At 65.8% G+C, this 26371-nt stretch carries 22 protein-coding genes; 10 read left to right on the top strand and 12 right to left on the bottom strand.

Annotated elements, in window-relative coordinates; genetic code table 11:
• The 6 genes from O6W96_RS19470 to O6W96_RS19445 form a co-directional block, all read left to right on the top strand.
• Window positions 1-327 (top strand): PqqD family protein (locus O6W96_RS19470; protein WP_353471078.1); only part of this gene is annotated, 327 nt, incomplete at its 5' end.
• Window positions 324-2240 (top strand): asparagine synthetase B family protein, encoded by a 1917-nt coding sequence (locus O6W96_RS19465; protein WP_353471077.1) that lies wholly within the window; start codon window positions 324-326, stop codon window positions 2238-2240. The genes O6W96_RS19470 and O6W96_RS19465, both read left to right, overlap by 4 nt.
• On the top strand, window positions 2237-2632 hold the full coding sequence (locus tag O6W96_RS19460; RefSeq protein ID WP_353471076.1) for a lasso peptide biosynthesis B2 protein: 396 nt from the start codon (window positions 2237-2239) through the stop codon (window positions 2630-2632). The genes O6W96_RS19465 and O6W96_RS19460 overlap by 4 nt, the downstream gene beginning before the upstream one ends.
• Window positions 2633-3550: 918 nt before the next feature.
• Complete coding sequence (locus tag O6W96_RS19455) at window positions 3551-10387, top strand: M10 family metallopeptidase C-terminal domain-containing protein (RefSeq protein WP_353471075.1); 6837 nt, start codon at window positions 3551-3553, stop codon at window positions 10385-10387.
• 23 nt (window positions 10388-10410) lie between these two features.
• The gene (locus tag O6W96_RS19450) at window positions 10411-10539 is read left to right on the top strand and encodes a hypothetical protein (protein ID WP_353471074.1); all 129 of its coding nucleotides are present in this window, start codon (window positions 10411-10413) and stop codon (window positions 10537-10539) included.
• Between the two features lie 328 nt (window positions 10540-10867).
• Window positions 10868-12580, top strand: coding sequence for an ABC transporter ATP-binding protein (locus O6W96_RS19445; protein ID WP_353471073.1), 1713 nt, complete (start codon window positions 10868-10870; stop codon window positions 12578-12580).
• 88 nt (window positions 12581-12668) lie between these two features.
• Here O6W96_RS19445 and O6W96_RS19440 read toward each other — a convergent pair whose 3' ends face one another.
• The 11 genes from O6W96_RS19440 to O6W96_RS19390 all read right to left on the bottom strand — a co-directional run bounded on the left by O6W96_RS19440 (window position 12669) and on the right by O6W96_RS19390 (window position 22343).
• Window positions 12669-13127 carry a lasso peptide biosynthesis B2 protein gene (locus O6W96_RS19440; protein WP_353471072.1) on the bottom strand — a complete coding sequence of 153 codons (459 nt, stop codon included), beginning with the start codon at window positions 13125-13127 and terminating at the stop codon, window positions 12669-12671.
• A complete protein-coding gene (gene virB11 / locus O6W96_RS19435) occupies window positions 13124-14134 on the bottom strand; it encodes a P-type DNA transfer ATPase VirB11 (RefSeq protein ID WP_353471071.1) in 1011 nt (336 codons plus the stop codon). Before virB11 ends, O6W96_RS19440 begins: the two co-directional genes overlap by 4 nt.
• Window positions 14131-15249, bottom strand: coding sequence for a TrbI/VirB10 family protein (locus O6W96_RS19430; protein WP_353471070.1), 1119 nt, complete (start codon window positions 15247-15249; stop codon window positions 14131-14133). Before O6W96_RS19430 ends, virB11 begins: the two co-directional genes overlap by 4 nt.
• The gene (locus O6W96_RS19425; RefSeq protein ID WP_353471069.1) at window positions 15246-15923 is read right to left on the bottom strand and encodes a TrbG/VirB9 family P-type conjugative transfer protein; all 678 of its coding nucleotides are present in this window, start codon (window positions 15921-15923) and stop codon (window positions 15246-15248) included. Before O6W96_RS19425 ends, O6W96_RS19430 begins: the two co-directional genes overlap by 4 nt.
• A 5-nt stretch (window positions 15924-15928) precedes the next feature.
• On the bottom strand, window positions 15929-16867 hold the full coding sequence (locus O6W96_RS19420) for a virB8 family protein (RefSeq protein WP_353471068.1): 939 nt from the start codon (window positions 16865-16867) through the stop codon (window positions 15929-15931).
• Window positions 16864-18162, bottom strand: coding sequence for a type IV secretion system protein (locus tag O6W96_RS19415; RefSeq protein ID WP_353471067.1), 1299 nt, complete (start codon window positions 18160-18162; stop codon window positions 16864-16866). Before O6W96_RS19415 ends, O6W96_RS19420 begins: the two co-directional genes overlap by 4 nt.
• The gene (locus O6W96_RS19410; protein ID WP_435372248.1) at window positions 18162-20522 is read right to left on the bottom strand and encodes a VirB4 family type IV secretion/conjugal transfer ATPase; all 2361 of its coding nucleotides are present in this window, start codon (window positions 20520-20522) and stop codon (window positions 18162-18164) included. Before O6W96_RS19410 ends, O6W96_RS19415 begins: the two co-directional genes overlap by 1 nt.
• Window positions 20519-20803, bottom strand: coding sequence for a type IV secretion system protein VirB3 (locus O6W96_RS19405; protein WP_353471065.1), 285 nt, complete (start codon window positions 20801-20803; stop codon window positions 20519-20521). Before O6W96_RS19405 ends, O6W96_RS19410 begins: the two co-directional genes overlap by 4 nt.
• A gap of 3 nt (window positions 20804-20806) precedes the next feature.
• Window positions 20807-21136, bottom strand: coding sequence for a TrbC/VirB2 family protein (locus tag O6W96_RS19400; protein WP_353471064.1), 330 nt, complete (start codon window positions 21134-21136; stop codon window positions 20807-20809).
• A gap of 25 nt (window positions 21137-21161) precedes the next feature.
• On the bottom strand, window positions 21162-21560 hold the full coding sequence (locus O6W96_RS19395; protein WP_353471063.1) for a hypothetical protein: 399 nt from the start codon (window positions 21558-21560) through the stop codon (window positions 21162-21164).
• Between the two features lie 156 nt (window positions 21561-21716).
• Window positions 21717-22343: an aspartyl/asparaginyl beta-hydroxylase domain-containing protein gene (locus O6W96_RS19390; RefSeq protein ID WP_353471062.1), complete on the bottom strand. Its 627-nt coding sequence runs from the start codon at window positions 22341-22343 to the stop codon at window positions 21717-21719.
• A gap of 114 nt (window positions 22344-22457) precedes the next feature.
• On the opposite strand from O6W96_RS19390, the gene O6W96_RS19385 reads away from it, so the two are divergent.
• From O6W96_RS19385 to O6W96_RS19370, 4 genes are all read left to right on the top strand, one after another.
• A complete protein-coding gene (locus O6W96_RS19385; protein ID WP_353471061.1) occupies window positions 22458-23681 on the top strand; it encodes a hypothetical protein in 1224 nt (407 codons plus the stop codon).
• Between the two features lie 148 nt (window positions 23682-23829).
• Window positions 23830-24420 (top strand): phage tail protein, encoded by a 591-nt coding sequence (locus O6W96_RS19380; protein WP_353471060.1) that lies wholly within the window; start codon window positions 23830-23832, stop codon window positions 24418-24420.
• 90 nt (window positions 24421-24510) lie between these two features.
• Entirely contained in the window at window positions 24511-25101 is a 591-nt protein-coding gene (locus tag O6W96_RS19375; RefSeq protein ID WP_353471059.1) for a phage tail protein, read from the top strand.
• An 80-nt stretch (window positions 25102-25181) separates the two neighbouring features.
• The gene (locus O6W96_RS19370) at window positions 25182-25769 is read left to right on the top strand and encodes a phage tail protein (protein WP_353471058.1); all 588 of its coding nucleotides are present in this window, start codon (window positions 25182-25184) and stop codon (window positions 25767-25769) included.
• A 265-nt stretch (window positions 25770-26034) separates the two neighbouring features.
• Here the strand turns inward: O6W96_RS19370 and O6W96_RS19365 are convergent, their stop codons facing one another.
• Window positions 26035-26349, bottom strand: coding sequence for a DUF6916 family protein (locus tag O6W96_RS19365; protein WP_353471057.1), 315 nt, complete (start codon window positions 26347-26349; stop codon window positions 26035-26037).
• Between the last annotated feature and the right edge of the window lie 22 nt (window positions 26350-26371).

Genomic DNA, 26371 nt, shown 5'->3' with positions numbered 1-26371 from the left:
CCCGCCCCATGCCCCGCCAAGGGCGAGAACGTGCAAACGGAGATACAGGTGGACGGAATGACGCTGGTATCCCGGCAACCCGGGATGATCGAGGCCGACGCGGCCGGCGAGCTGGTCGGCCTGCATGTCGAACGCGGAACCTGCTACGGCTTCAACGCAACCGCGACGCGTGTCTGGCAATTGCTGGAACAGCCTCGCACGGTCGACGGGCTAATCGGCGATCTTCTCGCCGAGCACGATGTGGACGAGGCAGAGTGTCGCGAAGATCTCCAGGACCTGCTCCGGTCGTTGGAGAGCGAGCAGCTTGTCAGCTTGACGCCCGCATGACCGCGCTTGCCGGCCTGTGGAGCCGGCGTGACGAGGCGACGGAACCCGCGGTCGGGCGGATGCTCGACGCCCAGGCCGGGTTCGGACCGGACCCCGCGATCCGCCGCACGCTGGACGCCGCGACACTCGGGCGACGGCTCTATTCGCTCGTTCCGGAAGACGATTTCGACCGTGGACCCGTCCTGGGCGGCGACGGCACGCTGCTACTCGTCGCGGACGCCAGAATCGACAACCGCGAGGAGATCGCCAGCGCGCTCGGCCTGTCGATCAACCTCGCCCGCACCGCTGAGCCGCAGCTGCTGATGGCGGTCGTCGAGCAATGGGGGATTGCAGGTCTTGCCCGCGTGGTCGGCGCCTTTGCCGTCATGCTGTGGGATGCGCGCCGGGGCGTGCTGACCCTGGCGCGCGATCCGATGGGCGAGCGACCGCTCTTCTACCACCGTGGCGACGGCTTCGTTGCTGCGGCCTCGATGCCGCGCGGACTGCACGCTCACCCCGACATCCCCTATGCGCCGAGCGAGACAGCAACGGCCGACTTTCTGGCGATACTGCCCGAAGGCGAGGAAAGCTTCTTTGCCGGCATCACGCGCGTACGCCCCGGTCACGCAGTCGCGATCGATGCGGACGGCATTGCCGAAACCCGGCTGTGGACGCCGACGCGCACGATCCTGCGGCTCAAGCCCGATGACTATGCCGAAGGGTTACGCGCCGAGCTGGACCGTGCGGTCACCGTCAGGCTGCGACGGATACAGGGCGCGGTGGGATCGCATCTGTCCGCCGGCCTGGATAGCGCCAGCGTCGCCGCCACGGCAGCGCGGTTGTTGACCCCCGAACCTCTCCACGCGTTTACCGCGGTACCGGGCGTTGGCGCGCCCGTGCCCGGCGGAACGATCGGCGACGAGGGGCCGATCGCGGCACGCGTAGCGGCACTGCACGCCAATATCGTCCATGTCCCGGTTCGGGGTGACGGCCGCTCGCCGCTGCCGCTGCTCGACCGGCATTTCGATCTCTACCAGCGACCGGTGATGAACCCGTGGAATGCGATATGGGGCGAGGCGATCAACGACGCCGCGCGCGCGCAGGGCGTGAGCGTCCTCCTCACCGGGCAGCTGGGCAATTTTACGCTGAGCCATGACGGCGTCCCGCATCTGGCGCAGCTGTTCGGCACCGGGCGGCTCGGCGCGCTTGCCACGCTGACGCGGCAATTGCGCGCACAAGGCTGGCGACGGCGACGGATCGGCGCGGCGACGCTGGGGCCGTTCGTGCCCCCCGCCGTCTGGACTTGGCTGGTCGATCGCTTCGGCCACTCGCTGGCACTCGAAGGCTATAGCGCGCTACGCCCCGGCGCGATCGCCGACCTGGACAGCCGCGCCGCGGCACGCGGCACCGATCTGTCCTACCGCCCCTGGCGCGATGGCCGCGCGATGCGGCTATGGGGGCTCGATCGGGTCGACATGGGATCCTACAACAAGGGCACGCTTGCCGGGTGGGGCATCGACCTGCGCGATCCCACCGCGGACCGACGGCTGATCGAATGGGCGCTGAGCGTGCCGGACGAGCAGTATATTCTGGACGGAAAGCCACGCTCGCTGGCGCGCCGTGCGTTTGCGGACCGGCTGCCACCCGAGCTCATCGGCGAACAGCGGCGCGGCTATCAGGCGGCGGACTGGCATATCGGCGCGACCGCAGCATTGGCGGCGGTGGCCGCGGAGCTGGACAGCATAGAGCGCTGCCGATCGGCGGGAGCGGTGCTCGACGTCGAGCGGTTGCGCGCGCTGATCCGCGACTGGCCGGATTTTCCCGCGGACGACCCGCGCTGGAACCAGCTGGCGGTCACCGACCGCTATCGGTCGATGCTGCTGCGCGGAACCGCGGCCGGGCATTTCCTGCGCCGGGCGGCGCGCAGCAATTGATCCGACGCCTGCTCCTGCTGGGCGAGGCCTTGGTCATGCTGGCGCTCGCGTCGTTCCTGATCGCGATCCTGTCGTTCCGGCGTGTTGCCGCGCTGTCGGCGGGAACGCGATCGCGGACACCCGCCACGCATGCCCAGGCCCACGCGATTGCAAAATCGGTCGCCGCCTGGGGCCGGCGCGTACCGTGGCGGGCGGTCTGCTTCCAGCAGGGCCTTGCCGCCCAGTTGATGCTGCGTCGAAGGGGATTGGCGGCAGCGCTGCATTACGGAGCCGCGCGCGACGACAAGGGACTTTTGGTCGCGCATGTCTGGGTTCGCTCGGGCGGCACCGACGTGATCGGTTGCGAGGGCGCAGAGCGCTACGGCCTCCTGGCGGTGTTTCCGCCCGGCTGAGGTCGTAGGCACCGACTCTGTCTTGCAATGCCGAAGGCTATGCGGCTCCTGACCGGGCAGCTGCGACATCGGCGTATCGGCCGCAATATTGTCCACCGGGCGCCCCCCCGACCATCTGCGTCCCACAATATTTCTTCGGATGCATGACCACATCGCGAAGAACCAGAATCTGGCCGTCGTGCAGTTCCACCGTCAGATGCCCGTCAGGCCCCACCCTTACGAACGCCGTCGACAGGATCCGGCGTCCCAAAGCCTCGACAGGCGAGTCCGCCAGCTTGCCAGGGGGGACTGAGGCAACAGGGGCAGGGGCAGGGGCAGGGCCCGGAGCGAAACTTCCGGTCACCGGCACCGGTTCCGGAATGGGGCCCTGTGCTGCCAGTCCGCGAGCGCCGGCGTCTTGCCCTGTCATAGTCGAGGCGGCCGCCCCCTGATTGCCGGGCGTCCCTTCGCGTGAACCTTGGCCGGCGGTCGCTGGAACCGGGATAGAATTACGCATGACATCATCCTGCGGTGAAGGTGTGCATGTGGCGAGTGCCATGGAGAATGGTAGCAACATGCGGAGCATCGGGAACCTCCGTCGGCTTGAACATGCTTTTCGATAGGCCAGCGGCCGCCCCAAGTCACGACGGTTCGGGACCGAAAGGTGACGCCCTGCACGGCACAAGCGGCGAACGAAGGCCATTACGCCGCGACCATTTTTCGCTTTGTCCGCAGCAGGTTCCGGATTCTGCCCCCCGCCGAGACGCTTTGCATTTATTTTGAATGCTTCTGTGCAAACCGGACAATCTGGCCCTTGACCAACGTGAACGTTCAATGACAGAAATGAAATATAAAGAGCCGATTGCGAACGAATCTGACGGCATATGTGCGCCTTGCACAGTGCAACTATGCGATCGTGCCATACAGGGGGACTATTCAATGAGCATTTCCAACCGTGGCAATATCGCACCCACCGGCAAGGATAGCGGTTCGGTAGATCCGCTGGCGTATTTCAACCGTCTGGACGGTGATGAGATAGTGATCGGCACGTATGATCCGCACGCGGACACCACCCCCTTGCTCAACAACGACGTGGCTGTCGGCACAGGCTCCCCCCTGACGGACATCACCCATACGCCCGGCGATATGGGCCCCGGCTCGCTCGATGCGCTGGCGGACATCGCCCACACGGTGGTCGTCGCAGGGTGCGGCTGCGCGCTGTGCCAGGGCATGCGCGAGGCCGAGACCGGCGCAAAGGACACCACCCCCAAGGACGTCGTCGATCCGACCGGTGCCAACCCGGAAGGCAACAACATCGGCCAGTTGCTGCCGCTCGGCACCAATCCTGACGGCAGCCATTTCTTCACGGGCAACCGCAACGTCGATGCGACGCTGATCGGCTCCAAATGGGGCACGCTCAACCTGACCTACAGCTTCCCGACATCGGGTTCGAACTACAACGGCAGCGGCTACGACACCAACGGGGTCAGCCTCTATCATATCGATCTCGGCACGCAGCAGCAGGCCGCGGCGCGCGCCTCCTTCGCCCAGCTGTCGGCCGCGACCGGCCTGACGTTCACCCAGATCACCGACACCGACACCGTCCACGCCAACATCCGCATCTCGCAGAGTGCCGATCAGGACGTCGGCTCGGCCTATGGCAACTTCCCCTCCGACACCCGCGGTCTGTCGGGCGACATCTGGTTCGGCCGCACCAGCCAGCCCTATTACGACCTCGCCTTCAAGGGGACGTGGGGCTACGCGACCATGATGCACGAGATCGGCCACACCATGGGGCTGAAGCACGGGCATCAGGACTATACGAACAGCGATCTGTCCTTCTATTTCGGGGGCGCGCCGCGCTTCGGCACGCAGTCGCTGACCCCGGATCGCGACGGCCAGGCCTGGTCGCTGATGACCTATACGCCAGCACCGTTCACCAACAGCAACTTCGCCGGCGAGAAGATCAACCAGCCGCAGACCTATATGCAGTATGATCTGGCCGCGCTGCAGTATCTGTACGGCGCCAACTACGCCACGAATGCCGGCGACAGCGTCTACACCTTCAGCCAGACGACCGGCGAGATGTTCATCAACGGCGTCGGCCAGGGTGCACCGTCGGGCAACAAGATCTTCCTCACCGTCTGGGATGGCGGCGGCAACGACACGATCGACGCCAGCAACTATGCCAACGGCGTCACCGTCGATCTTCGCCCGGGCGAGTTCTCGACCTTCGACCAGGCACAGCTGGCCAACAACCTGGCCTATCAGGGGCTGACCAACCTGGCGCCCGGCAACATCGCCATGTCGCTGCTCTACAACAACGACGCGCGCTCGCTGATCGAGAACGTCAAGGGCGGCGTCGGCAACGACATCTTCATCGGCAACACCGCCAACAACGTGCTCGATGGCGGCGCCGGCAGCGACACGGTGATCTTCACCAACACCACCGGCGTCAACGTCACGCTGAACGACACGGGTGCGGACGTCCTCGTCACCCATGATGGCGAAACCGACACGCTGCGCAGCATCGAGAACATCCAGGGTACCGTCGGCAACGACGTCCTGGTCGGCAACAGCCAGAACAACACGCTGAGCGGCGGTGCCAGCGGCGCAGACACGCTGTCGGGCGGTGCCGGCGACGACCGCCTGATCGGTGGTGGTTTCACCGTCACCACGAGCTTCGTGGTCACGCCCGCGACCGCACCGTCGCAAGCGGATATCACCAAGCCCCAGGCCACCAACAACGGCAGCATCGCGACCGCGGTGAACACGGCGGGCGCGTTCGATATCGACGCCAATGCGAACATCACGAGTTCGACCACGATCCCGCATGCGACCATCAACGCCGTGGCGGCCGGTGGCGCGCTCGAATATTACCGTGTCGACGTGACGGCGGCCGGTGCGCAGGCGATCTTCGACATCGACGGTACCGGCTCGCTCGACGACAGCATCATCGAGCTGGTCAACAGCGCCGGTACCTTGCTGGCCACCAACGACACCGGCCCGGGCGACCCCGGCACGACCGTCAATGACGACGCCTATATCACTTATACCTTCGCTGCTGCGGGAACCTATTACATCCGGGTCGGCCGCTACACCTCTTCGGCCGTGGCCCAGCCGATGCTGGCCGGGCAGACGTACCAGCTGAACATCTCGCTTCAGGGTGCTGCCGGCTCGACCGTTTTCACGACCAACAACACCAGCAGCATCGTGGCCGATGGTGGCAACGGCAACGACTTCCTGCAGGGAACGTTCGGCAACGACATCCTGAACGGCGGCAACGGCAACGACACCGCGTCCTTCGTGACGGCCTACAGCACCACGGCGGCAGGCGTGACCGTCGACTTGAACACCCAGGGCGTAGCCCAGAACACGATTGCGGCAGGAACGGATACGCTGACCGGCATCGAGAATTTGATCGGTTCGCAGTATAACGACACCCTCATCGGCGACGGCAACGCCAACATCATCGAAGGCGGCCTGGGCAATGATGCGCTGAGCGGCGGGGCAGGCGACGACACCGCCTCCTATGTCGGCGCGACGGCGGGCGTCACGGTCAGCCTCGCGCTGCAGGGCGCCGCGCAGAACACGATTGCGGCAGGGACGGACACGCTGGTCGGGTTCGAGAACCTGCAAGGATCCGCCTTCAACGACACGCTCAGCGGCGACGCTTCGGCAAACGTCATCTCGGGCGGCGCAGGCGACGACACGCTGGCCACCGGCGGAAACGTGGGCGGCACCGTCGACCTGCTGGACGGTGGCGCCGGATCGGATACGGCCTCGTTCGCAGGCTATACCGCCAACATCACGGCGCGACTGAACGGTACGATCGACGGGACCGCGAACATCGCGGGCGCGGCGATCGCCACATTGCACGGCATCGAGAACCTGACCGGCGGTAGCGGCAACGACATCCTGATCGGCGACGACAACGCCAACGTCATCGAAGGCGGCCTCGGCGACGACGTCCTCGACGGTGGCGCAGGCGTCGATACGCTGCTCTTCACCGGCACGACGGCGGTGACGGTCAACCTTGCCGCGCTGACGGCACAGGGCCTGGGCAACGACACGGTCATCGGCTTTGAAAACGTCCGCACCGGCGCAGGCGCGGACAGCGTCACCGGCGACGCCAACGACAACATCTTCTTCGATGGCGGCGGTGCCGACACCTATCGCGGTGCGGCAGGATCGGACACCATCGACTATTCGGCGTCGACATCGTCGGTCACCGTCAACCTCAACACGACCACCGCCCAGACGGTCGGGGCGTTCGGGGGTAGCGACACGATCCTCGAGATGGAAAACGTGATCGGCGCGGCGAACTTCGCCAACGCGCTCACGGGCGGCAACACGACGGCAAACCGGCTGGTCGGCGGCGCGGCTGCAGATTTCCTGGTCGGCGGCGGTCTTGCGGATACGCTGATCGGCGGCGACGGCAACGACGTCATCTTCGGCGACTACGTCAACACGTTCAACACCGCCGCGGCGACCGCGGACGGCAACGACGTGATTGAGGGCGGTGCCGGCAACGATGTTCTCGTCGGCGGCATGGGTAACGACATCCTGCGCGGCGGCGACGGCGACGACACGCTGGTCGGCGGCATCGCCAATGGCAGCGCGGCCGGACTGAGCGCTGTGTTCGTCAACGACGGTGGGAACGACACGTTCGACGGCGGTGACGGCACCGATCTTGCCTATGCCTATTATACGGATCGTGCCGGCGGGGTTCGCTTCGATCTCGGCAATCTGGAGGGGAACAGCGCGATCACGATCGATGGCGTGGCGGCAGGGTCCTTTACCAGCATCGAGCGCGTGGTCTTCCGTGGCGGCGTCGGCAACGACGTCGTGCGGGGCGGCGGCACGATCGACACGCTGATCGGCAATGCCGGCGACGATGTTCTGGATGGCTGGTACGGCAACGACACGCTTTCCGGCGGGCTCGGCAACGACACCCTGATCGGCGGCGAAGGACTGGATACCGCCACCTATGCCAACTCGACGGCCGCGGTGAACGTCGACCTGCGGATCCAGGGCGTCGCGCAGAACACCGGCGGCGAAGGCATCGATACCCTCATCGACATCGAATACCTGACCGGCTCCGGCTACGGCGACACGCTGCGCGGCACGGACGACTTCAACCTGCTGACGGACAATGCCGTCGCCACCACCACGGCGGCGCTCAGCCAGACGGACTCGCTGTTCGGCTATGGCGGCAACGACAGCATCCTGGTGACGCGTGCCAACACGACCACTGCCGGCACTGCGACTGCGGCGACCAACATCAACATGGATGGCGGCGACGGCGACGACTTCATCGAACTGCGCGGCGGCACGCTCTCGACCGCGCTGGCGACGAACGTCGCAGGCCTTTCGGGGTCGACCTATCTGGCGCTCGGCGCGACGTCCAACGATCGCAACCTCGATGTCGTCACCGTCGCAGGCGGGGCCGGCAACGACCGCATCGTCCTGACCGGCGTTGCCAGCGCAACGATCGACGCAGGAACGGGTGACGACATCGTCAGCATCAGCATGCGTGGCGCATCGACCGTCAACAACTACCAGATCACGCTGGGGGCGGGTGCCGACATCATCCAGCTCGGCGTCGGTGCGACTGCAGGGACATCGACGGACGTGGCGACGACCGCTCGGACCAACCGCGTGAACGACTTCCAGGGTGGCAATGCAGGCGATAAGTTCGAATTGACGAACTTCCTGAACCTGGGGCTGACGGGCTATGCAACCAATGGCAACGCTTTTGCCAGCGGTCACCTGCGCCTGATCCAGCAGGGCGGAGACCTGCTGTTGCAGGTCGATCGCGATGGCGCGGCGGGTACCGTCAACGGCTTCGTGACGATCTTCGCGATCGGCAACGGCTATACTGGCGGCTTCACTGCCTTCAACTTCGACGGCTTCATCGGCGACCTCACGCTCTCGGGCTTCTCCGCCGACGAAACCATCACCGGTGCAACCGGTAACGACGTCCTCAACGGCAGTGACGGGAACGACACGCTGATCGGCCTGGCCGGAAACGACACGCTGGACGGCGGCAACGGCAATGACGTGCTGCGTGGCGGTGCAGGCAACGACATCCTGATCGGCGGTGCCGGGATCGATACCGCAAGCTACAGCGAAGCGACGTCCGGGGTACGCGTCAACCTCACCGTCAGCGGTGCGCAGGTCACCGGCGAAGGGACCGATACGCTCACCGGCATCGAGAACGTGACCGGGTCGGCGTTCAGCGACGTCATCACCGGCGACGCAGGGGCCAACGTCATCGACGCGGGCGCCAGCAACGATGCGGTCGACGGCGGGGCCGGCAACGACACGATCTTCGGTGGTGCCGGCGACGACATGCTCATCGGCAATCTGGGTGCCAACACGATCGATGGCGGCGACGGCCTCGACACGGGCGTGTTGCTCGAGAAATACGCCGATTACACCGTCACCCAGACCGGCACGGGATCGGCAACGATCGTCCATAACGGCGCGATCGAGAGCAACACCTTCACCAATGTCGAGCGCTTCCGCTTCTCGGACGGCGTGGTGCTGACGCTCGGTGCGGGCGGCAGCGACCTGTTCGACCTGTCGCAGAAGACGGGCGCGGTGGCGCTGGCGACGGGCGCGGGGAACGACTCGATCCTGGCAGGCGGCGCGCTGATCGCTGCAGACCGGATCGACGGCGGGGCCGGTACCGACCAGATCGGTCTGAAGGGCGACTATACCGGTGCCAACCGGCTGGTGCTCGATGCGGGCACGATCAGCAATGTCGAGGTGCTCGCCGTGCTGGCGGATGGCCGCTACGACATCACCAGCGCCGATGCGACGGTGGCGGCCGGCCAAGTGTTCACCGTGTTCGGTGGTAACCTGGGCAGCGCCGACAGCCTGACCTTCAACGGTTCGGCCGAGACGGACGGCTCGTTCCTGATGTTCGGCGGCCTTGGCACCGACACGCTGACGGGTGGTGCGGGCAACGACGCGTTCTTCTTCGGACCGGGAGCATTCGGTGCGAACGACGTAGTCGTGGGCGGCGCTGGGATCGACCAGCTCGCGCTCGACGGCTTTGCCGGCAACCTGACGTTGCGCGCCGGCAACGCCGATGTCGAAGTGGTCGCCTTGCTGCGCGGGCCGAACGGCACCGACAGCTATGGCACGCTGTTCGTCGAGGACAGCTGGGTGGCGGCCGGCGCGACCAAGACGATCACCGCGGTGACCAGCTTCCAGGGTCAGACGGGTTCGGTCATGACCGATCTCGTCATCGACGGCAGCGGCGAGACCAACGGCAACCTGCGCATCATCGCAGGATCGGGCAACGACACGATCTTCGGTGGTGCCGGTGACGACACGCTGTTCGGCGGTCTGGGTCGCGACAAGATTTCGGGCGGAGCAGGTACGGACACCTTCGTGTTCAATTCCGCAGCGGAATCGAACGTCACGGTCGGCACCGGCGGGGCAGCGGTCCTGCACTACGACACGCTGTTCGGCTTCACGCAGGGCACCGACGTAATCCAGGTCAACGGCCAGTCCTACGGCGCCGCCACGGCGGGGCTGAACGGCCGGCTGGACGATGCCACCTTCAACGACGATCTTGCCGCAGCTTTCGGTAACATCGGCGGTAATGCGGCCGTGACGTTCACTGCAACGTCGGGTAATCATGCAGGCGAGACCTTCATGGTCGTCAACACCGATGGCGTCGCCGGCTACCAGGCCGGCAGCGACCTCGTTCTGCATCTCGCCCCGGCGAGCGACCTGACGCCGCCTTCCGTTATCCTGTAAGCACCACCAAGGGAGATCACATCATGACCAAGACCACAAAGACCACCGTCGCGCGCAAGCCCTGGGTACGCCCCGCAGTCCAGAAGATCGCGGCCGGGCAGGCCGAGGTCGGCACCCGCACCGCTGGCGACGGTACGTTCACCACGTCCTGATACGTTCTACGGTAACGAGAATGGCCGGCGCGACACCTGTCGCGTCGGCCATTTCTGTATAAGAACACGAGCGGCATTGGCCGTCGCTTCCGGAATTCGTCAGGCGAGTGTGACTTCCCGATCGCGGTCCTATTCAATTGGAACCATGCGAGGCCGCGCCGATTGCGCCTCAGTCCGTCAGCATAGGTCGCTCGTCTCCGGTGTCCCTACAGAGCCTGGATCGGTTCGCGACGCGCAGATCGATACCTGACTCGAAGAGTGTTGCGCGGCATGGCGGCGCCTCACATGATCGCACCATGACGCTTTTCCGATCAGCATGTCCGGCCTGATGAGCGAGACGTTCGCGGATGTCCGCGCGCTCGTCGCCGATTTCCTGCATTTCGGCGGACGCCGACTGGCGATCACCGTCGCGCTGATGATCGCAGGCGGCCTTCTCGAAGGTGTAGGGCTGGCGTTGCTGGTCCCGATCTTCTCGCTCGTGTCACCGGCTGGCGGTGGTCGGTGGCAAGCGCTGATCGTAGAAAAGCTCACTGCGATCGGACTGACGACGCATGCCACGCAACTGGGCGCGGTACTGCTCGCGTTCTGCGTGCTGGTCGGCGTGCGCGCGGTGGTGCTGAGCACGCGCGACCGGCTCGCCTCCGATCTCGCGCTGGGTTTTGTCGATCACCGTCGGCTGATGGTCATCACCGATCTGGCCCATGCGCGTTGGTCGCAGCTCGCCCGACTGCGCCACGCGCGGATCGCGCACATCCTGTCGAGTGAGATCGCGAGGCTGGCCTTTGCCTGTTCGACGATCATGCAGATCATGATGGCAGGGATTATGCTGGTGGTGCAGGCGGCGCTGATGCTCCTGCTGTCCCCGCTGGTCGCGATGCTGACAATCGGGTTCGCGCTGCTCGGGATGGTCATGCTGGTGCCCCTGTCCCGGCGTGCGGCGAATTCGGGGCGATCGACCGCGCGTTTCGCGTTTCGTATTGCAGGTGAAGCGGCGCAGTTCCTGGGCGGGCTCAAGATCGCGGTCGCGCATGACATGGCGGATGCGTTCGTCGCGCAGATCGGTGAGGAGAGCGCCAAGCTTCGCATCGAGCAGGATGCGCAGGTCCGGTTCCAGTCGCGCGTCGCCATCGCATCGGCCAGCGTCTCGTCGCTGGTCGGTGCGGCGATGATCTTCGGCGCGGTGATGCTGGACGTGCCTACCGTCACGCTGCTGGCGGCGCTCGTGATCCTGGTGCGGATGAGCGGCCCGGTCCGCGCGTTGCAGATGCAGGCGCAGCAACTGTTCGGCGTCGTGCCCGCCTTCACGGCGTTGCGCACGTTGCGCGCCGATCTGGGCCCTCCGGTCGTGATCGGGGCGGATGCGACACTCCTGGATGGGGACATCCGGTTCGACCGCGTGACGTTTCGCTATCCCGATGCGCCGACGCCGGTGTTCGTCGGGCTCGACCTGACGCTCCTGGCGGGCGAAACGATCGGTCTGTCGGGTCCGTCAGGCACGGGCAAGACCAGTTTCGTTGACCTCCTGACCGGACTGCTCGAGCCGGATGAAGGACGGATCCTGGTTGGGGACGCGGTGCTGGAGCCGGATACGCTTACCGACTGGCGGCGCGGGCTCGCCTATGTCGCGCAGGATTCCTACCTCATCAACGATAGCATCCGCCATAATCTGAGCTGGGGCACGGCTCGTCGTCCAGATCACGAACTGTGGACAGCGCTTACGCAGGTCGGCGCGGCGGAGATGGTCGCGGCGATGTCGGCGGGGCTCGATACGCCTGTCGACGAGCGCGGCACGCGGCTGTCGGGTGGCGAACGTCAGCGGATCGCGCTTGCGCGCGCGCTGCTGCGCACTCCCCGAATGCTGATCCTCGACGAGGCGACCAACGCGATCGATATCGCAACCGAACGTGCGTTGATCGCCAATCTGCGCCGTGCCCTGCCCGATGCGACGATCCTAATCATCGCGCACCGCGAGGAGACGCTGGCCGCCTGCGACCGGGTGATCGCGCTGGACCGCCTAGCAGCGCAACGCATGGTTGCGTGAAACCACTTTACGGTCTGGGCACCGGCTGTCGCACCATAGCTCGGCGGTGTTGGCGAAGGACGTCCCGTTCATCAAAACGTCCCGCGCATCAGGCGAAACGCGCGACCTCGTTCATCGCCGGGTCGACCGGATAGCCGGTGACCTTGATAACGCCGACATCGAGCCAGGCATGCGCGGACATCTTACATGTCGACGTGTCGACGCCCAGATGCAGGACGCTACCGATGCCTCGGCGCGCGAGCATCGCGCGCGCGGCGATCGCCTGTTGCAGGCAGACCGCGCGGAACGGCATCCATGGCGCAACCGCGCCCACCGCCCACCGAATGCTGCGAACCGTGGCTTCCTGCTCGATCGACAGGGCAGGTAATGGCGGCAATGGCGCATGGGGCGGTATCGCCCCACCCAAATGCGCGGCGAGTTGCTTAAACGACCGCAAACCGCTGCGGAGGCGCGCCACTGCCAGGGCCAGTACGGCCTCGCCGACCAGATTTCGGTTGGTAGGCCCCATTCGTGCAGCGCTGCGCAACTTGCCGACGAGACCCGTCACGGGGCGAGCATCACTTCGGCGACGTGACGGCGACCGCCGGTGCGCGCGAGCTGAACGAACACGCCGACGGTGCTGCGGACATAATGCTGGACGTCGTCGCGGCTCAGCCGGCCACCACCCTGCAATACGAGCAGGACGATCTGCTCGATCGCGCTCGCCGCGCTGTCGGCATGCACCGAACTCATCGATCCTGGGTGACCGGTGTTGATCGCGCGCAGGAAAGTATAGGCTTCTTCGCCCCGCAATTCGCCGAGGATGATGCGATCGGGCCGCATCCTGAGCGAAGCCGCGAGCAGCATGTTGGCATCGACCCGCGCCTCGCCCAGTTCACCACGCGCGGCGAGCAGCCCGATCGCGTTGGGATGGTCCAGCTTGAGTTCGGGCGTATCCTCGATGAGGATGAGGCGCTCGGTCGTCGGCACTTCCTGCAACAACGCATTGAGGAACGTGGTCTTGCCCGTCGAGGTACCGCCCGAAACGAGGATGTTCTTGCGCGCACGCACAGCGGTGGCGAGCATTCCGGCGATGTCGTTCGCGTCCAACATCGCCGCCAGCTCTTCGTCGACTCCCGATCGTCCGGCGACGGTGCCGCGCCGTGTCTCGGCAAAGGCGCCCGCAGCGACATAGTCGCCGAGCCTGAGGTTGGAGGAGACATGTTTGCGGATCGCCAGCGCCATCGGCCCGCGCGTGGCGGGCGGGCCGATGATCTGCACGCGCGCGCCATCGGGCAACGTCGCGGACAGCAGCGGATGTTCGCGATTGATGCCCTGGTCGCTCAGCGCCGCAATCTGACGGGCGAGGCGCGCGAGCAGGACGTCGTCGAGTGCCGGAACGTCATGGCGTTCGATCAGGCCTGCCGTGCTTTCGGTCCACACCTCGCCCGCCCGGTTGACATAGATGTCGGTCACGTCGCCGCGCTCGAGAAACGGCGCGAGCGGTGCGAGATAGCTTCGCAAATACAGCCGCGGGAACCGCACCGTGTTCTCGGTCGTCGCCGCGCCGCTCATTTTCGCCCCTCGACGGCAGAAAAGTCGAGATCGCGCGAGACGAACACGCTGATGCTGGTGCCGGGCCGCACCTTCAGCGTCGGCGTGACCTGCGCGTTCTGGCCGAAACCGGACGCACCGATCGAAGATCCCGGCAGGCCCAGCACGAGAGTATCGCTGTTGTTCGAGCGCGACGCGAGATTGACGCCGACCGCAAGCACGCTCTGCAGGATCGCGCCGGCGAAGCGCGCAAAGAAATGGCTGTCGACCTTCGCCTTCATGCCCGTCCTTCCGAGCGTATCCGCCACGGGCGAGGCGAGCGCGATCGCCGCACCGTCGGGGCGTACCAGCCGCGTCCACACCACGAGCGCGCGGTTCTGACCGGCGGCCACGTCGGATCGATATTCACCGGTCAGCCGACTGCCGCGGGGAATCAGCACGCGGCTGCCATCGAACCCGCGCACGTCGCGCGAGACCAGCGCGCGCGCAAGTCCTGGCCGGGCCGTATCGAGCGCGCTTTCGAGCACCGCAGGGATGAGCGTGCCCTGCAGCACGGTGGTGCCGTGCCCGGCGAGCATTATCGCGCGCGCGCGCGCGCCGGGCGCGGCGGTCGTTGCCGGGAACGCCGTGGAAGAGGCCGGTGCGCGTCCGCCCTCGTCCGATGCGCCCGGCTGGATCGCTGGATCGCCATCGGCGGCGGTTGTGTCGATGACCAGCGTCGCAGCGTCGCGCATCGGGCTCGACATCTGGACAGGCGCGATGGCGGCAGGCGCGGGGCCTTGCGGAACATAGACGATCTGGGGTGGCGAGGGCGCAGGCTGCTGCTGCGGCTGCGGCGGGGGCGGCAGCATGATCGGTGCAGGCTCGTCGGACGGTGTCGCGACAACCGGAGCGGGCGGCAACTGGAGCGGCGGCGGGGCAGGCGCGCCTCTGCGTTCTGCGCTGCTCGCGCTTACCGTGGGTATATCCATCGCCTGACGCCGACCGTCGAGAACCAGGAACAGTGCGAGCCCCGCTCCAACCGCCCCGCTTGCAATCAGCAACGTCGAGGGCCCGCTGGTCGTCCGCGCGACGACCGGTCGTATGTCACGATCCCGATCGGGCAGGGTCGGGTCTACGCGCGGATCCTGCGTCATCGGCGCACCTTCGGTACGAGCCTGCGGGCATACGCCACCCGGGCGTCGCGACGGAATATCAGCCGCGCGCCCACGCTGTCGATCACATAGATACCCTCGCGCATCGCACCATTCGCCAGCGTCTCGTGTCCTTCGCTATCGAGGGCGTAGATCGCCGGCAGTGCGGCGCTCGCCGGCCATTCCATATAGGTGTGGACGCCGTCGTCGGAGATCGCCGAGGGCCGAAGCGTGCGGTCCCCGCTCAATCGGTAATAGCCGACCATCGCTGCGATGGCGGGTCCCGGCGCGATCGGCGATGGATAGCGGAAGCGGATCGCATACGCCATCTGGTCGACCGGTCCCATCAGCGGCGTCAGGTCGAAGGTGTAGAGACGGTGGTCGGTGACGACAACCATGTTGGTCGACACGCCACCCTGGATTTGCTTCACGAACAGGTGGTCGCTGCGTTTGTTGCTTGTCACCTGCCACGCGCCGCTGTCGCCGACCGCCACGTTTTCAATGCGTTCGTTGCCATCGAATTCGATGGCAACCTGATAGCCGGGCGCACCCTGCACCTGGATAACGCGGTCTTCGGCATAATCGAGCACGAGCACATGCGCGCTGCCGGGAGGAGGGGGCGGCAGATCCTGTGCGAGCACGTCCGTCGCGACAAGCAGCAGGAGCGAAGCGATCATCCGCATCATCGCGTCTGCCCGACGATCGGCTGGCCACTGCGGCTCATGCCGACGATCGCCTGGCGCGGTACGCCGGGGATAGTGACATAGCGGGGCTGGCGCACGCCGCTCAGCGGCGAAGGCGTGATCCGGTTGGCTACGCCTGCCGGACCGCTCGACAGCGGCGACGGGGCGACCGACGCTTGCCCGGCCGTCGACTGGTCGGTTGAGGGGGCGGAACTTGAGGTGACCGGCTGCGCATCGGGGACCAATGCTTCGGCGCTGCGCTGGTAATGCGTCACGCGAAAGCCGAGTGGATCGACGAGACGCTGCTCCAGCGTCATGGGCTCGCCGGTATAGCGATAACGGACCACCGCTATCCAAGGTTGGGCAGCATGCACCTGCCCGTTGTCATCGCGGCGCTGCGTGTCGAAGCGCACCAGCACCATGTTGCGTCCCGTCACCGAAACGCTCTTCACGCGCGTCTCGACCACACTGGAGCGCGGCAGCGTATTGAGGGCGCTGTCGGGGTTCGACGTCTGCGTCTGCGCGATATAGCGCGCGCGCACCGCTCCTTCGGACCAGCCTGCGACCTTCTTGTAGTTGGCTTGCGCGGCGGCGATGTCGAAGCTCTCGCGGGCGATGACATATTGGACGACGAAGGACTGGGTCAGCGCGGTATCCGCGCCGACGCGCGTAGGCTGGAGCGGATCAAGCGCCTGCACATAGCCGGTTTGGCGATCGACCAGCAACGTATAGGGCTGGACCGTCTTGAGCGGCATCAGCGCGACCAGCGCGCAGGCTTCGGCGAGCGCGATGAAGGCCGCGATCGACGCCACGATCCAGGCGATCTGGCGCGAACGGCGCGATGCGACCTCGCGGTCGCGATTCCAGCTTTCGGCCTGGCGGTAATAGGCGTCGCGGTCGTTGCCGACGGTATCTGTATCGGTCTTGGCGCGCGTCATGATCTCGTGTCCCGCCGGGCGGCGCTGGAGGAAGGTCGGGACCGCGACCGACGCTGGTGGGTGACGCCAAGCGGCGCCGTGTCGGACCAGCCCGGCTCCCGGACCCCGCCCCGACCAGGCGCGCCCGACGCGGCGAGCACCGCGGTGCGGCGGGGGCCGTCTATCTGAACCGGCGAGCCCTCCGCAGAGGCGGGCCGCATGTGCGCCATCGCGGACTCGCGCCGTTGCAGCGCCACGATGCCGTCCGCCACCGCCGCGGCGCGCGACCGCCCTTCGGCAGGGGCACCGTGCACCGGCCCGGCGACGCGCGGAGCGGCATCGGAGAAGGCAGGGGGGGATATGCGAACGTGTCCCGCGCTGGGTGCGGGCAGCCGGAAACCACCCGCGACCCGGGCCACCGCCACAAGCCCCGCGATCAGGACCAGGTCGAATACGATTGTCACCACCACGAGTTCGATCGCGGCGCCGAAGATGGGGGCGTTCGCCAGGCGCTGCGTCAACAACTCGGCGATCCAGCCCTCCACCATCGCCAGCTCGCTCGCGAGCAGTATCGACGTTGCGACGGTGCCGAGGATCGTGGCGACCAACCCGCGCACCCAGCCTTCGAAAAGCCCGCGTGTCGCATCGAAGAGCGCGAAGGCGATGAAGAGCGGGCCCAGCGCCAGCAGCAACCCGGCGATCAGCCGGACCGCGCCGAAGGCACCCACGGCACCGATCAGGAACAGGATCCGGGCCAGTGCGAAAGCATAGGGTTCCACCGGATTCGGAGTGCCCTGCGCTGGTTCGACGATAATCTGGCTGCTGCCGACGACCTGGCGGTTGCGCATGTCCTGGACGCCCGCGCCCGCGCGTCCCAGCCCCAGATCGTTCAACTGGATGAACGCCTGGTCGACCAGGTCGAGGCGCGCGCCGATGTCGCCAGTTGTACCCGGCAGCCCGGCGGGTGCGCCGATCGCCGCGGTCAGTTCGGCGGGCCCGGCGACCGTGACGTTATAGACCAAGGTGCGATACGGTACCCATGCGGTCGCCAGCGCCAGCACGAAGCCGATCTTGGCGAACGCCATGACTCCGTCGCGGATCCCCGGCGTCGTGCCCATCAGCATCCGGAAACCGAAGCCGGCGACGAACAGCGTCAGCAACGCGGTCAGCATGACAGACGCTATCGATCCCGGTGCGGCGAGTGCCTCGTAGCCGGACGCGCCGAGCGTGCGCGCCTGGCAGTCGACAAACGCAAGCGACGCGCTGACAAACCCGCTGTCGGGACCGGTGTCGAGCTGCAGCGACGGGCAAACCATCACGCCACCTCAAGGAGGCGCGGGAGCCACGCCTCGGGCGCGTCGCCATGTTCGGCGCGGATGTCGTCGAGCAGCCGGACGGTGCGCTCGCGCCCCGACAGGATCGTCAGCAACTCGCGCTCGCCGGTCAAATCCAGACGCGCGACGACGCTTTCCCCGCCATGCTTGACGAGAAAACAATGCGCGGTGTCGGGAAGCGTGCGGATCAGGTCGAATTCGTGCGCGGAGAGTCCGAACCCTTCCATGTAGTCGGCCGCCCGCGCCTTGGGGTTGGCCATGAAGATCTGGGTCGCGGCCTGTTCGATGATCGCGCTGGCGATACGGCTTTCCAACGCGTCCTGCGCGCTCTGCGTGGCGAAGCCGACGATGCCGTTGCGCTTGCGGATCGTCTTCTCCCAATCCTTGATGCGACGCACGAACACCTCGTCGTCGAGCGCCTTCCATCCTTCGTCGACCACGATGATGGACGGGCTCCCGTCCAACCGTTCCTCGACACGGTGGAACAGATACATCATCGTCGGCGTGCGCAGTGTCGGATCGTCGAGGATCTGCGTCATATCGAAGCCGACCGAATCCGCACTCAGGTCGGTCAGGTCGTACGGGTTGTCGAACAGCCACGCGCGCTCGCCGTCACCCCACCACGCGCGCAACCGCGACCACAGGTCGGTGCCGTGCGGACGGTGGCCGCCTCGGAAGAGTTCCGCCAGATGTCCAAGCCGACGATGCTCCACCGGCAGTTCGAAATTGGCCGAGACCGCATCGCGAATTGCCGCCATTTCCTCGATATCTGCTGCGCCCGCCAGCGTGCCGATCCAGTCGATGAGGAACTGGCGGTTGACCGGCGTGTCATCGATCTGGAGTGGATTGAGGCCGGAGGGGATACCCGGGCGAAGCCGATCATAGCGTCCGCCGATCGCGCGGATGAATAATTCTGCGCCGCGATCCTTGTCGAAGAAGATGATCCGGGGGGCGAACTTACGCGCCTGCGCCAGCAGGAAGTTCATCACCACGGTCTTGCCCGATCCGGATGGCCCGATGACGGTGAAATTGCCGAGGTCGCCGTGATGGAAATTGAAGTGATAAGGACCGGCGGCGGTCGTCTCGAGCATGGTGACGGCGTCGCCCCATTGGTTGCCGGTCGCGCGGCCGACGGGAAAGTTGTGGATGCTTGCGAGCCCCGCAAAATTGCCTGTCGAGACCAAACCACGCCGCGCGATGTATTTGAAATTGGCGGGAAACTGCGCCCAGAAACCGGGTTCGAGCGCGATCTCCTCGCGCACCGCCACGATACCGAGATCGGCGAGCGATGCTTGGACCTCCGCTATGCCCTCGTCGACTTCGGCCAGCGTGTCGCCGCGCACTGCGATCGTCATGTGGTGTTCGCCGAAGCCCGCACGCCCTGCCGCGACCTCGTCCTTGGCAAGGCCCAGTTCCGTGCGCAGGCTGACCGCTTCGTCCTCTGCCGAGCGCATTCGTCGCATCGCCAGGTTCATCTGCGACAGGACTGCCTGCCGCTCCACGAAGGCGAAGGACTGCGCGACGGTCAATTCGAACGGAAGGCGCAGCAGGTCGTCAAACATGCCAGGCGCGGTCTGGCCGGCGTAATCCTTGATCGAGATCATACCGGCAAAGCTGCGGGGCGTCGCACCGGTAGGCCCGAATTCGATCGCGTCCTGTCCGAAACTGATCCGGCGATAGGGCAGATAGGCGCCGAGATCCTGATGCGGCAGCAGCACCGGTCGGCGCTCGCCATTGAGGAGAGTGGACAGAAATTCGAGCGGCTCGGAACACGCGCCCTGATCGCTGTCGTAGACCGAAAGCAGACGCGGTCCGTAGCTGCCGAGCGCCGCCATGAGCGTGTCGCGTGCGGCATTCAGCTCTCGCGCCTCCTGCGCAAAGCCGAGCGATGTTCCGCCACGTGCAAAGGCGCCACGCAACCGATCGAGCATGCCCAGCCTGCCGGGCAGGGGGCGCCGGACGAGAGTCAGGAACAGTTCGTTGACGTAGAGGCGACGACTGGCGAGCCGGGCGTCCCATGCGGCATCGAGCCGCTGCGAGAACGGATCGGGTTGCCTCGCGGACACGACCGGATCGACCCGGCGGCGAACGATGTGATGGTACAGCGCAAACCGCGACGTCCCGATCGCCTGGAGCGTCGCGTCGCGCAGCCGCTTGCGGTAATTGAGTTCATCGGTATCGGCGGTTTCGAACAGCAGGCCGCGCAACGCTATGACCTGCATCAGCAGGCCGTCGCGGGTTTCGATCGTGTGGTCGTCGACATGGCGCGCATATGGCAGGTGGTCGCCAACCGGCTTTTCCCGGTCGACTGTCCGCCGGTCCCGCGAGAGCGACGACGTCAGGGCCGGTAGGAGTTGCATCGCCAGATCGTGTAGTTGCGCACGCGGGGGCAGCGGCTGACGCGCGTGATCCACAGATCGACGAAACGGGGTTCGCGCAGGCACATCAGCACGCCTGCGACATGGATTGCCAGTGCTGCGACGAAGACCCAGGGCGAACGGAAGATCAGGAACAGCTCGGTAGCGATCATCGCGTTGACGACGAAATAGCTATAGGTGACACCCGCGAACATCTGCGGTCGGGTCAGCGCCACGAAGACGGTGTCGCGCTCCAACCCGTTCATGCGTTAGCCGCCAGCGCCGGCGGCGGACTGGATACCCGCGACGATGCTCGCTGCGCCAAACAAGATGAAGCAGCCCAGGATCACAGTCGCGCCGTACCGCCAGTTGATCCGTCCGGTCAGCATCAACAGGCCGACGGTCGCCACCGCGATTACCGCGACGACGGTTGCGACGGTGCCGAGAAGCGTGCCCTGCAACCATCGCACCGCTGCGACGATGGCGCCCGATCCCTCGGGGTCGCCCACATCCTGCGCCCGTACGACACTCGACAGCAGCAGCGTCGAGCCGACTCCGATCCGCCCGCCAATTCGCGCCAAGCGCCTCGCAACCGTCATGCTATTGCCTCGCTGCACCCGGGCCTCAGGCCGCGATGATGCGGACTGTGCCGTTGCCGCGACTATGCTTTTTCAGCCGCGGCACGTGCGCGACGAAGTCGGCGATCATCGCGTCGCGGCTGGAAAAGCGCGTGCCCGCGGTCTTGGCCAGATCGGGCGCGATCGCCAAGTTGCCGGCCAGCGCGTGGCGCCGCACGAGATCACGGACCGCATTGTCGATCCCGCCTTCGCCCGGGATCACCACGAGCACATCCATGCCAGTGCGCCCGCGTGGGGCGGCGAAATAGCCGTCGACGATCTTGTGACTGTCGATCGCATACTGGCCTTCGTAGATGTTCAAGCGTCGATCGGTCGAACTGGTCGCCCATGCAGGCGTCGCGATCCCGATCGCGGCGGCTCCTGCCAGCGAACCGGCTCGGGCCATTACCTGGCGTCGATCAAGCCCCGTCGCACGATCCTGCCCTTGATCCGCTTGCCCCGCCGACATGACACACCCCTTATCGATTATCGTTACAGGGTTAGGCTGGTCGTCACAGGAACACAACGCCGCGCGATGCGAAGTTTGTACTAGAATCGAACGCTAGATTTCGCTCGGCAACTTTACTGTCCCCGCCGCAAGCAAGTCTTCGAGCCACGGGTTGACGACCGCGTCGATCACGAGGTGAACGCGCACGGTTGTGCCGCCATTGGTGACGGCGTGACGGTCGGACAGACGCAGATACCATACCGATCCCGGCGCCATGTCGACACGCAGGCCGTTCAAGCGGAAATCGACCTGCGGATTGGTGACGACCGGAATGTGCAGCCGCGCGACGCCCTGTTCTGCGGACAGATCGAAATCGCTGTGCTCCTTGATGATCGAGCCCGGTGCGAGCCGCATCAGCCTCACCGCTTGAAGCTCGCAGGCGAAGGTTGCGAGCACGGTGCGGAAATACGGGCAGGAGTCGAGCAGCTCGGTTTCGATCCAGTCGGTGCAGCCCGGACGGGGCGCGATGCGCATGATCGGGTGCACCGCACCGGCGGGGGCACGCAACGGCAGAGCGCTCCAGTCGCCTTCGTAGTTTTGCTGTACAAAGTGCGCGGTCCAGCTTCGCCTGTCGCATCGGTCGAGATCGGCGGCGAGCGCCGCGGCGTCGAAGCGAAGCGGCAGGCATAGCCGATCGGGCCAGCGAACCGGCGTCTGCGACGGTGCGACATGGTGCGTCATGGTCGTATCCCCGACTATTTCCATCGCCCCTGCTCCATAGTAGCCCAACGACCGATCGTGCCCGCCATCCGATCGAAGCCTAGGACACGAGCCAGCGCATACCAAGGAGTCGTGATGCACTATAGCCCAGATAGCCCATCGCCCCTGAGCGCCGTCATCGCATTGGTGCTGAGCGATGAATCGCTTCAGCGTCGGCTCGGCGCGATCGAGGTGAGCGATGCGTTCGTGGCCGCAGTGCTCGAGCTATCGGTGGCGCACGCTATCGTGCTTGACCCGGAGGCGGTACGCCAGGCGATCCGACCGGATCCGTTGGGAATAAGCCGCTGGATGCCGAGCCCGGTGACGCTTGATCGCTGGCCAACCTGCGGCTGGCTGCCGGCCTATAGCGTGCCGACCGGCGGTGTGCCTGCGCTCGACTGGGCCTGGTTCGGCTCCGAACGACTGGCCGACCCGTTTTTCGTGGAAACGGTGCAGCGCGTTGCCAGCCGTCCGTTGAGCCTGATGCTGCGCACGCGAACGTCCCTCGAAGCGCTTGCGGGCGATGACGCCACGCGAGGCCCCGAGCCTGCGGGATTCATCTATCACATGTCGCGCTGCGGTTCGACGCTGGTGGCGCAGACGTTGGCGGCCGACCCAGCCAATATCGTGCTTTCCGAGCCTGAACCGTTCGACGGCGTGCTGCGCTGGGCGGTGGAATCGGGCGCACCGCTCGACGAACAGATCCGCGCGGTCCGCACGGTCGCTGCGGCACTCGGGCGCGATCGGTCGGGTACGACGCGACGCGTCTTCTTCAAGCTGGACAGCTGGCTTACCGCCGCGCTGCCGCTGCTGCGAGCGGCGTTTCCCGACACGCCCTGGGTATTCGTGTATCGCGACCCGATCGAAGTGCTGGTGTCGCAGGCGAACGCGCGGGGCATCCATACCGTGGCGGGCGCGCTGCCGATAAGTCTGTTTGCAATTCCCGATGCCGAGCGGCTGCCGGCCGACGAGCATGCCGCGCATATGCTTGTCCGCGCAAGCGAAGCGGTGCTTGATCACTGGAGGCTGGGGGGCGGGCTGCTGGTCGATTACCGCGAGATGCCGGATGCGATCGTCGATAGGATCGCACCACATTTCGGGTTCGTCCCCGATCCGGTCGAGGCGGCGGCGATGCGAGCGGCGGCAACGCGCAACGCCAAGGTGCCCACCAAGACCTTCATCCCCGACACTGCCGGCAAGCGCGCGGCCGCGACACCTGAACTCTGGGACGCTGCGCGCCTCGTCGCGCCGGTCCATGCCCGGTTGGCTGCGCTCAGACGCGACTCCATGATGCGCGATGTTGCGGTAACGCAACGATGACGCGGGCATGTATTGACTCCGGTTCGACGCCGGATGACGATGACGTCAGTGCCTGGACGTTTTTCCTTACCAAAACACCGTACCGCGTTTCCAAGTCGACGGCATCCTGACACACTATACGTGAGACCGGCACAGAGGGGATATCGACATGAGCGCATCGGAACCATTTGTCGGTCAGATCCAGACGTTCGGGTTTAATTTTCCGCCGGCAAATTGGGCCCTATGTAACGGGGCCTTGATGTCGATCGCCAATAACCAGGCACTGTTTGCGCTGATCGGCACGACCTATGGCGGCGATGGCGTGAACACCTTTGCGGTGCCCGACCTGCAGGGACGCGTGCCGATCCATCAGGGCACGGGTGCGGGCTTGTCGACGTACGCGATGGGTCAAAAAGCCGGTGTCGAAAGCGTCACGCTCACACTGCCGCAGATCCCCGCGCACTCGCATACCTTCCTCAACACATCGACCGTGAATTCCGTCCAGACTCGCGCAACCACGGCACAAGCTGCCAGCGGATCGCTGCTCGCGCGCTCGATCGACGCCAACGCTACAGGCGATGCGATACCCCAGATTTACGTACCGGCTGGCACGGCCGGCACTCAGGCTGCACTCGGCGGCTTGACCGCATCGGGCAGCAACGCTGTTCAGGGCGGCAGCCAGCCACATACCAACATCCAGCCTTATCTGACGATCAACACCAGCATCGCGCTGTTCGGGGTGTTCCCCAGCCGCAACTGACAGGGATACGATCGGGCATGAGCCGGATCGGGGCAAACGACTATCGTCGGCGTCCGGGGTCATGGAGCCGACAGCAACAGGGATATCGCCATGGCTAGCACTCCGTTCTTGGGCCAAATTCAGCAATTCGGGTTCAACTTCGCGCCGCGCGGATGGATGACGTGCAGCGGACAGCTTTTGTCCATCCAGTCGAACACGGCGCTGTTCGCTCTGCTTGGCGTCAACTACGGCGGCGACGGCAGGACCACCTTCGGGCTGCCCAATTTCAACGGGCGCGTCCCGGTAACGCAGGGTACCGGTGGAGGCCTGTCGTCCTATCAGATGGGACAAGCAGGCGGAACCGAAGGCGTCACGTTGACGATCCCGCAGATGCCGGCGCACGTTCACGATGCCACGGTGACCGCGGCGGCGCTCAACGTCGTCCAGACCCGCGCAACTACGGCACAGGCTGCCAGCGGCTCGCAACTCGCGCGGGCGATCGACGCCAACACCACCGGCACCGCGGTTCCGCAAATCTATGTCCCGGCGGGCACGAGCGGGACTCAGGTGCCGGTCGGCGGGTTGAACATCACCGGCACTAACGCGCCTGCGGGCGGCAATCAGCCGCATTCGAACATGCAGCCCTTCCTGGTACTCAATACCTGTATCGCGGTGCAGGGCATCTTCCCCAGTCGCAACTGATCCGGAACGCATTCGGCACTCAAATGGACGACCGCTAGCATCTCGAAACGGGCATAGGGTCGGCAACAAAGGATATCGGCATGGCAACGGAACCGTTTATCGGTCAGCTCTCGACTTTCGCATTCGACTTCGCACCGCGAGGCTGGGCGCAGTGTAACGGACAGCTACTGTCGATCAACAGCAACGCCGCTCTCTTTTCGCTGCTAGGCACCATGTATGGCGGCAACGGGCAAACTACTTTCGCCCTGCCCGATCTGCGTGGGCGCGTGCCGGTCGGGACGGGCCAGTTGTCTGGTGGGAGCACCTATGTTCAGGGTCAGAGGGCCGGCACCGAGACCGTGTCGTTGCTGGCCACCCAGATGCCGACGCATACGCACGTCTTCAGCGGTTCGGGGACGCTCAATGCCGTCCAGACGCGCGCGAGCGCTGCGCAGGGCGCCACCGGATCGCTGCTCGGACGCGCGATCGATGCCAACACCACCGGCACCGCGGTCCCGCAAATCTATGTGCCGGCGGGCACGAGTGGGACGCAGGTGCCCTTGGGCGGCGTGAATGTCACCGTGACGAACGCCCCCCAGGGCGGGAGCCAGGCGCACCCGAACATCCAGCCCTATACGACGATGAACACATGCATGGCGACAGTGGGAATATTCCCCAGCCGCAACTGACCGCCGCAACTGCTGCGGCCTCTATCACGGCAAGGATCGTTTCCGGCGACGGTCTACGCCGACGCCAACCCAAAAGACCGCTACGCCGCCAGCCCGTCGCTTCGGCGATCGATCCGCGGCCGATCCGCGGCCGATCCGCGGCCGATCCGCGATCGACGCATTTCGTACGTCGCGGTGTCGTTTCCCAGGTCAAGCTGTCCAAGGGAACGCGGACGCTCCGACTATTCCCCGAATGCCTGTTACGACGCCGTGAATTTGCCAATCTCTAGTTGAAGACGGATTGGTAATAATGGCCTGGCTGGCCCTGGAGGGGCGCGGCGATCTGGCTGAGATGGACCTGATCGGGACCGAACCCGGTGCCCTTAAGCGCATAGGTGCCGGTCACCAGCATGGCATCGGGCCCCGAACGCAGTATCAGAATGAAGGGCGGCCGCTCCAACTTCGCATGGTTTACCAGTGGGGTAACCTCCACGACGTCCAGCGCAACCGGCTGCGGATCACAATTGGCCAGCAAGACCTGCCCGACCAGCGGAGCGAATTCCTCGATATGGATCGTGCGGGGCAAAGGTAGGCTTGTCATGCCTGAGGTTAGCACTGCGCGG

It is taken from the genome of Sphingomonas faeni (genome assembly GCF_040407495.1).
In the GTDB taxonomy this organism is placed as follows: domain Bacteria; phylum Pseudomonadota; class Alphaproteobacteria; order Sphingomonadales; family Sphingomonadaceae; genus Sphingomonas; species Sphingomonas faeni_D.
The sequence above is the reverse complement of the archived record's forward strand: the minus strand, read 5'-3'. Positions and strand labels throughout refer to the sequence as shown.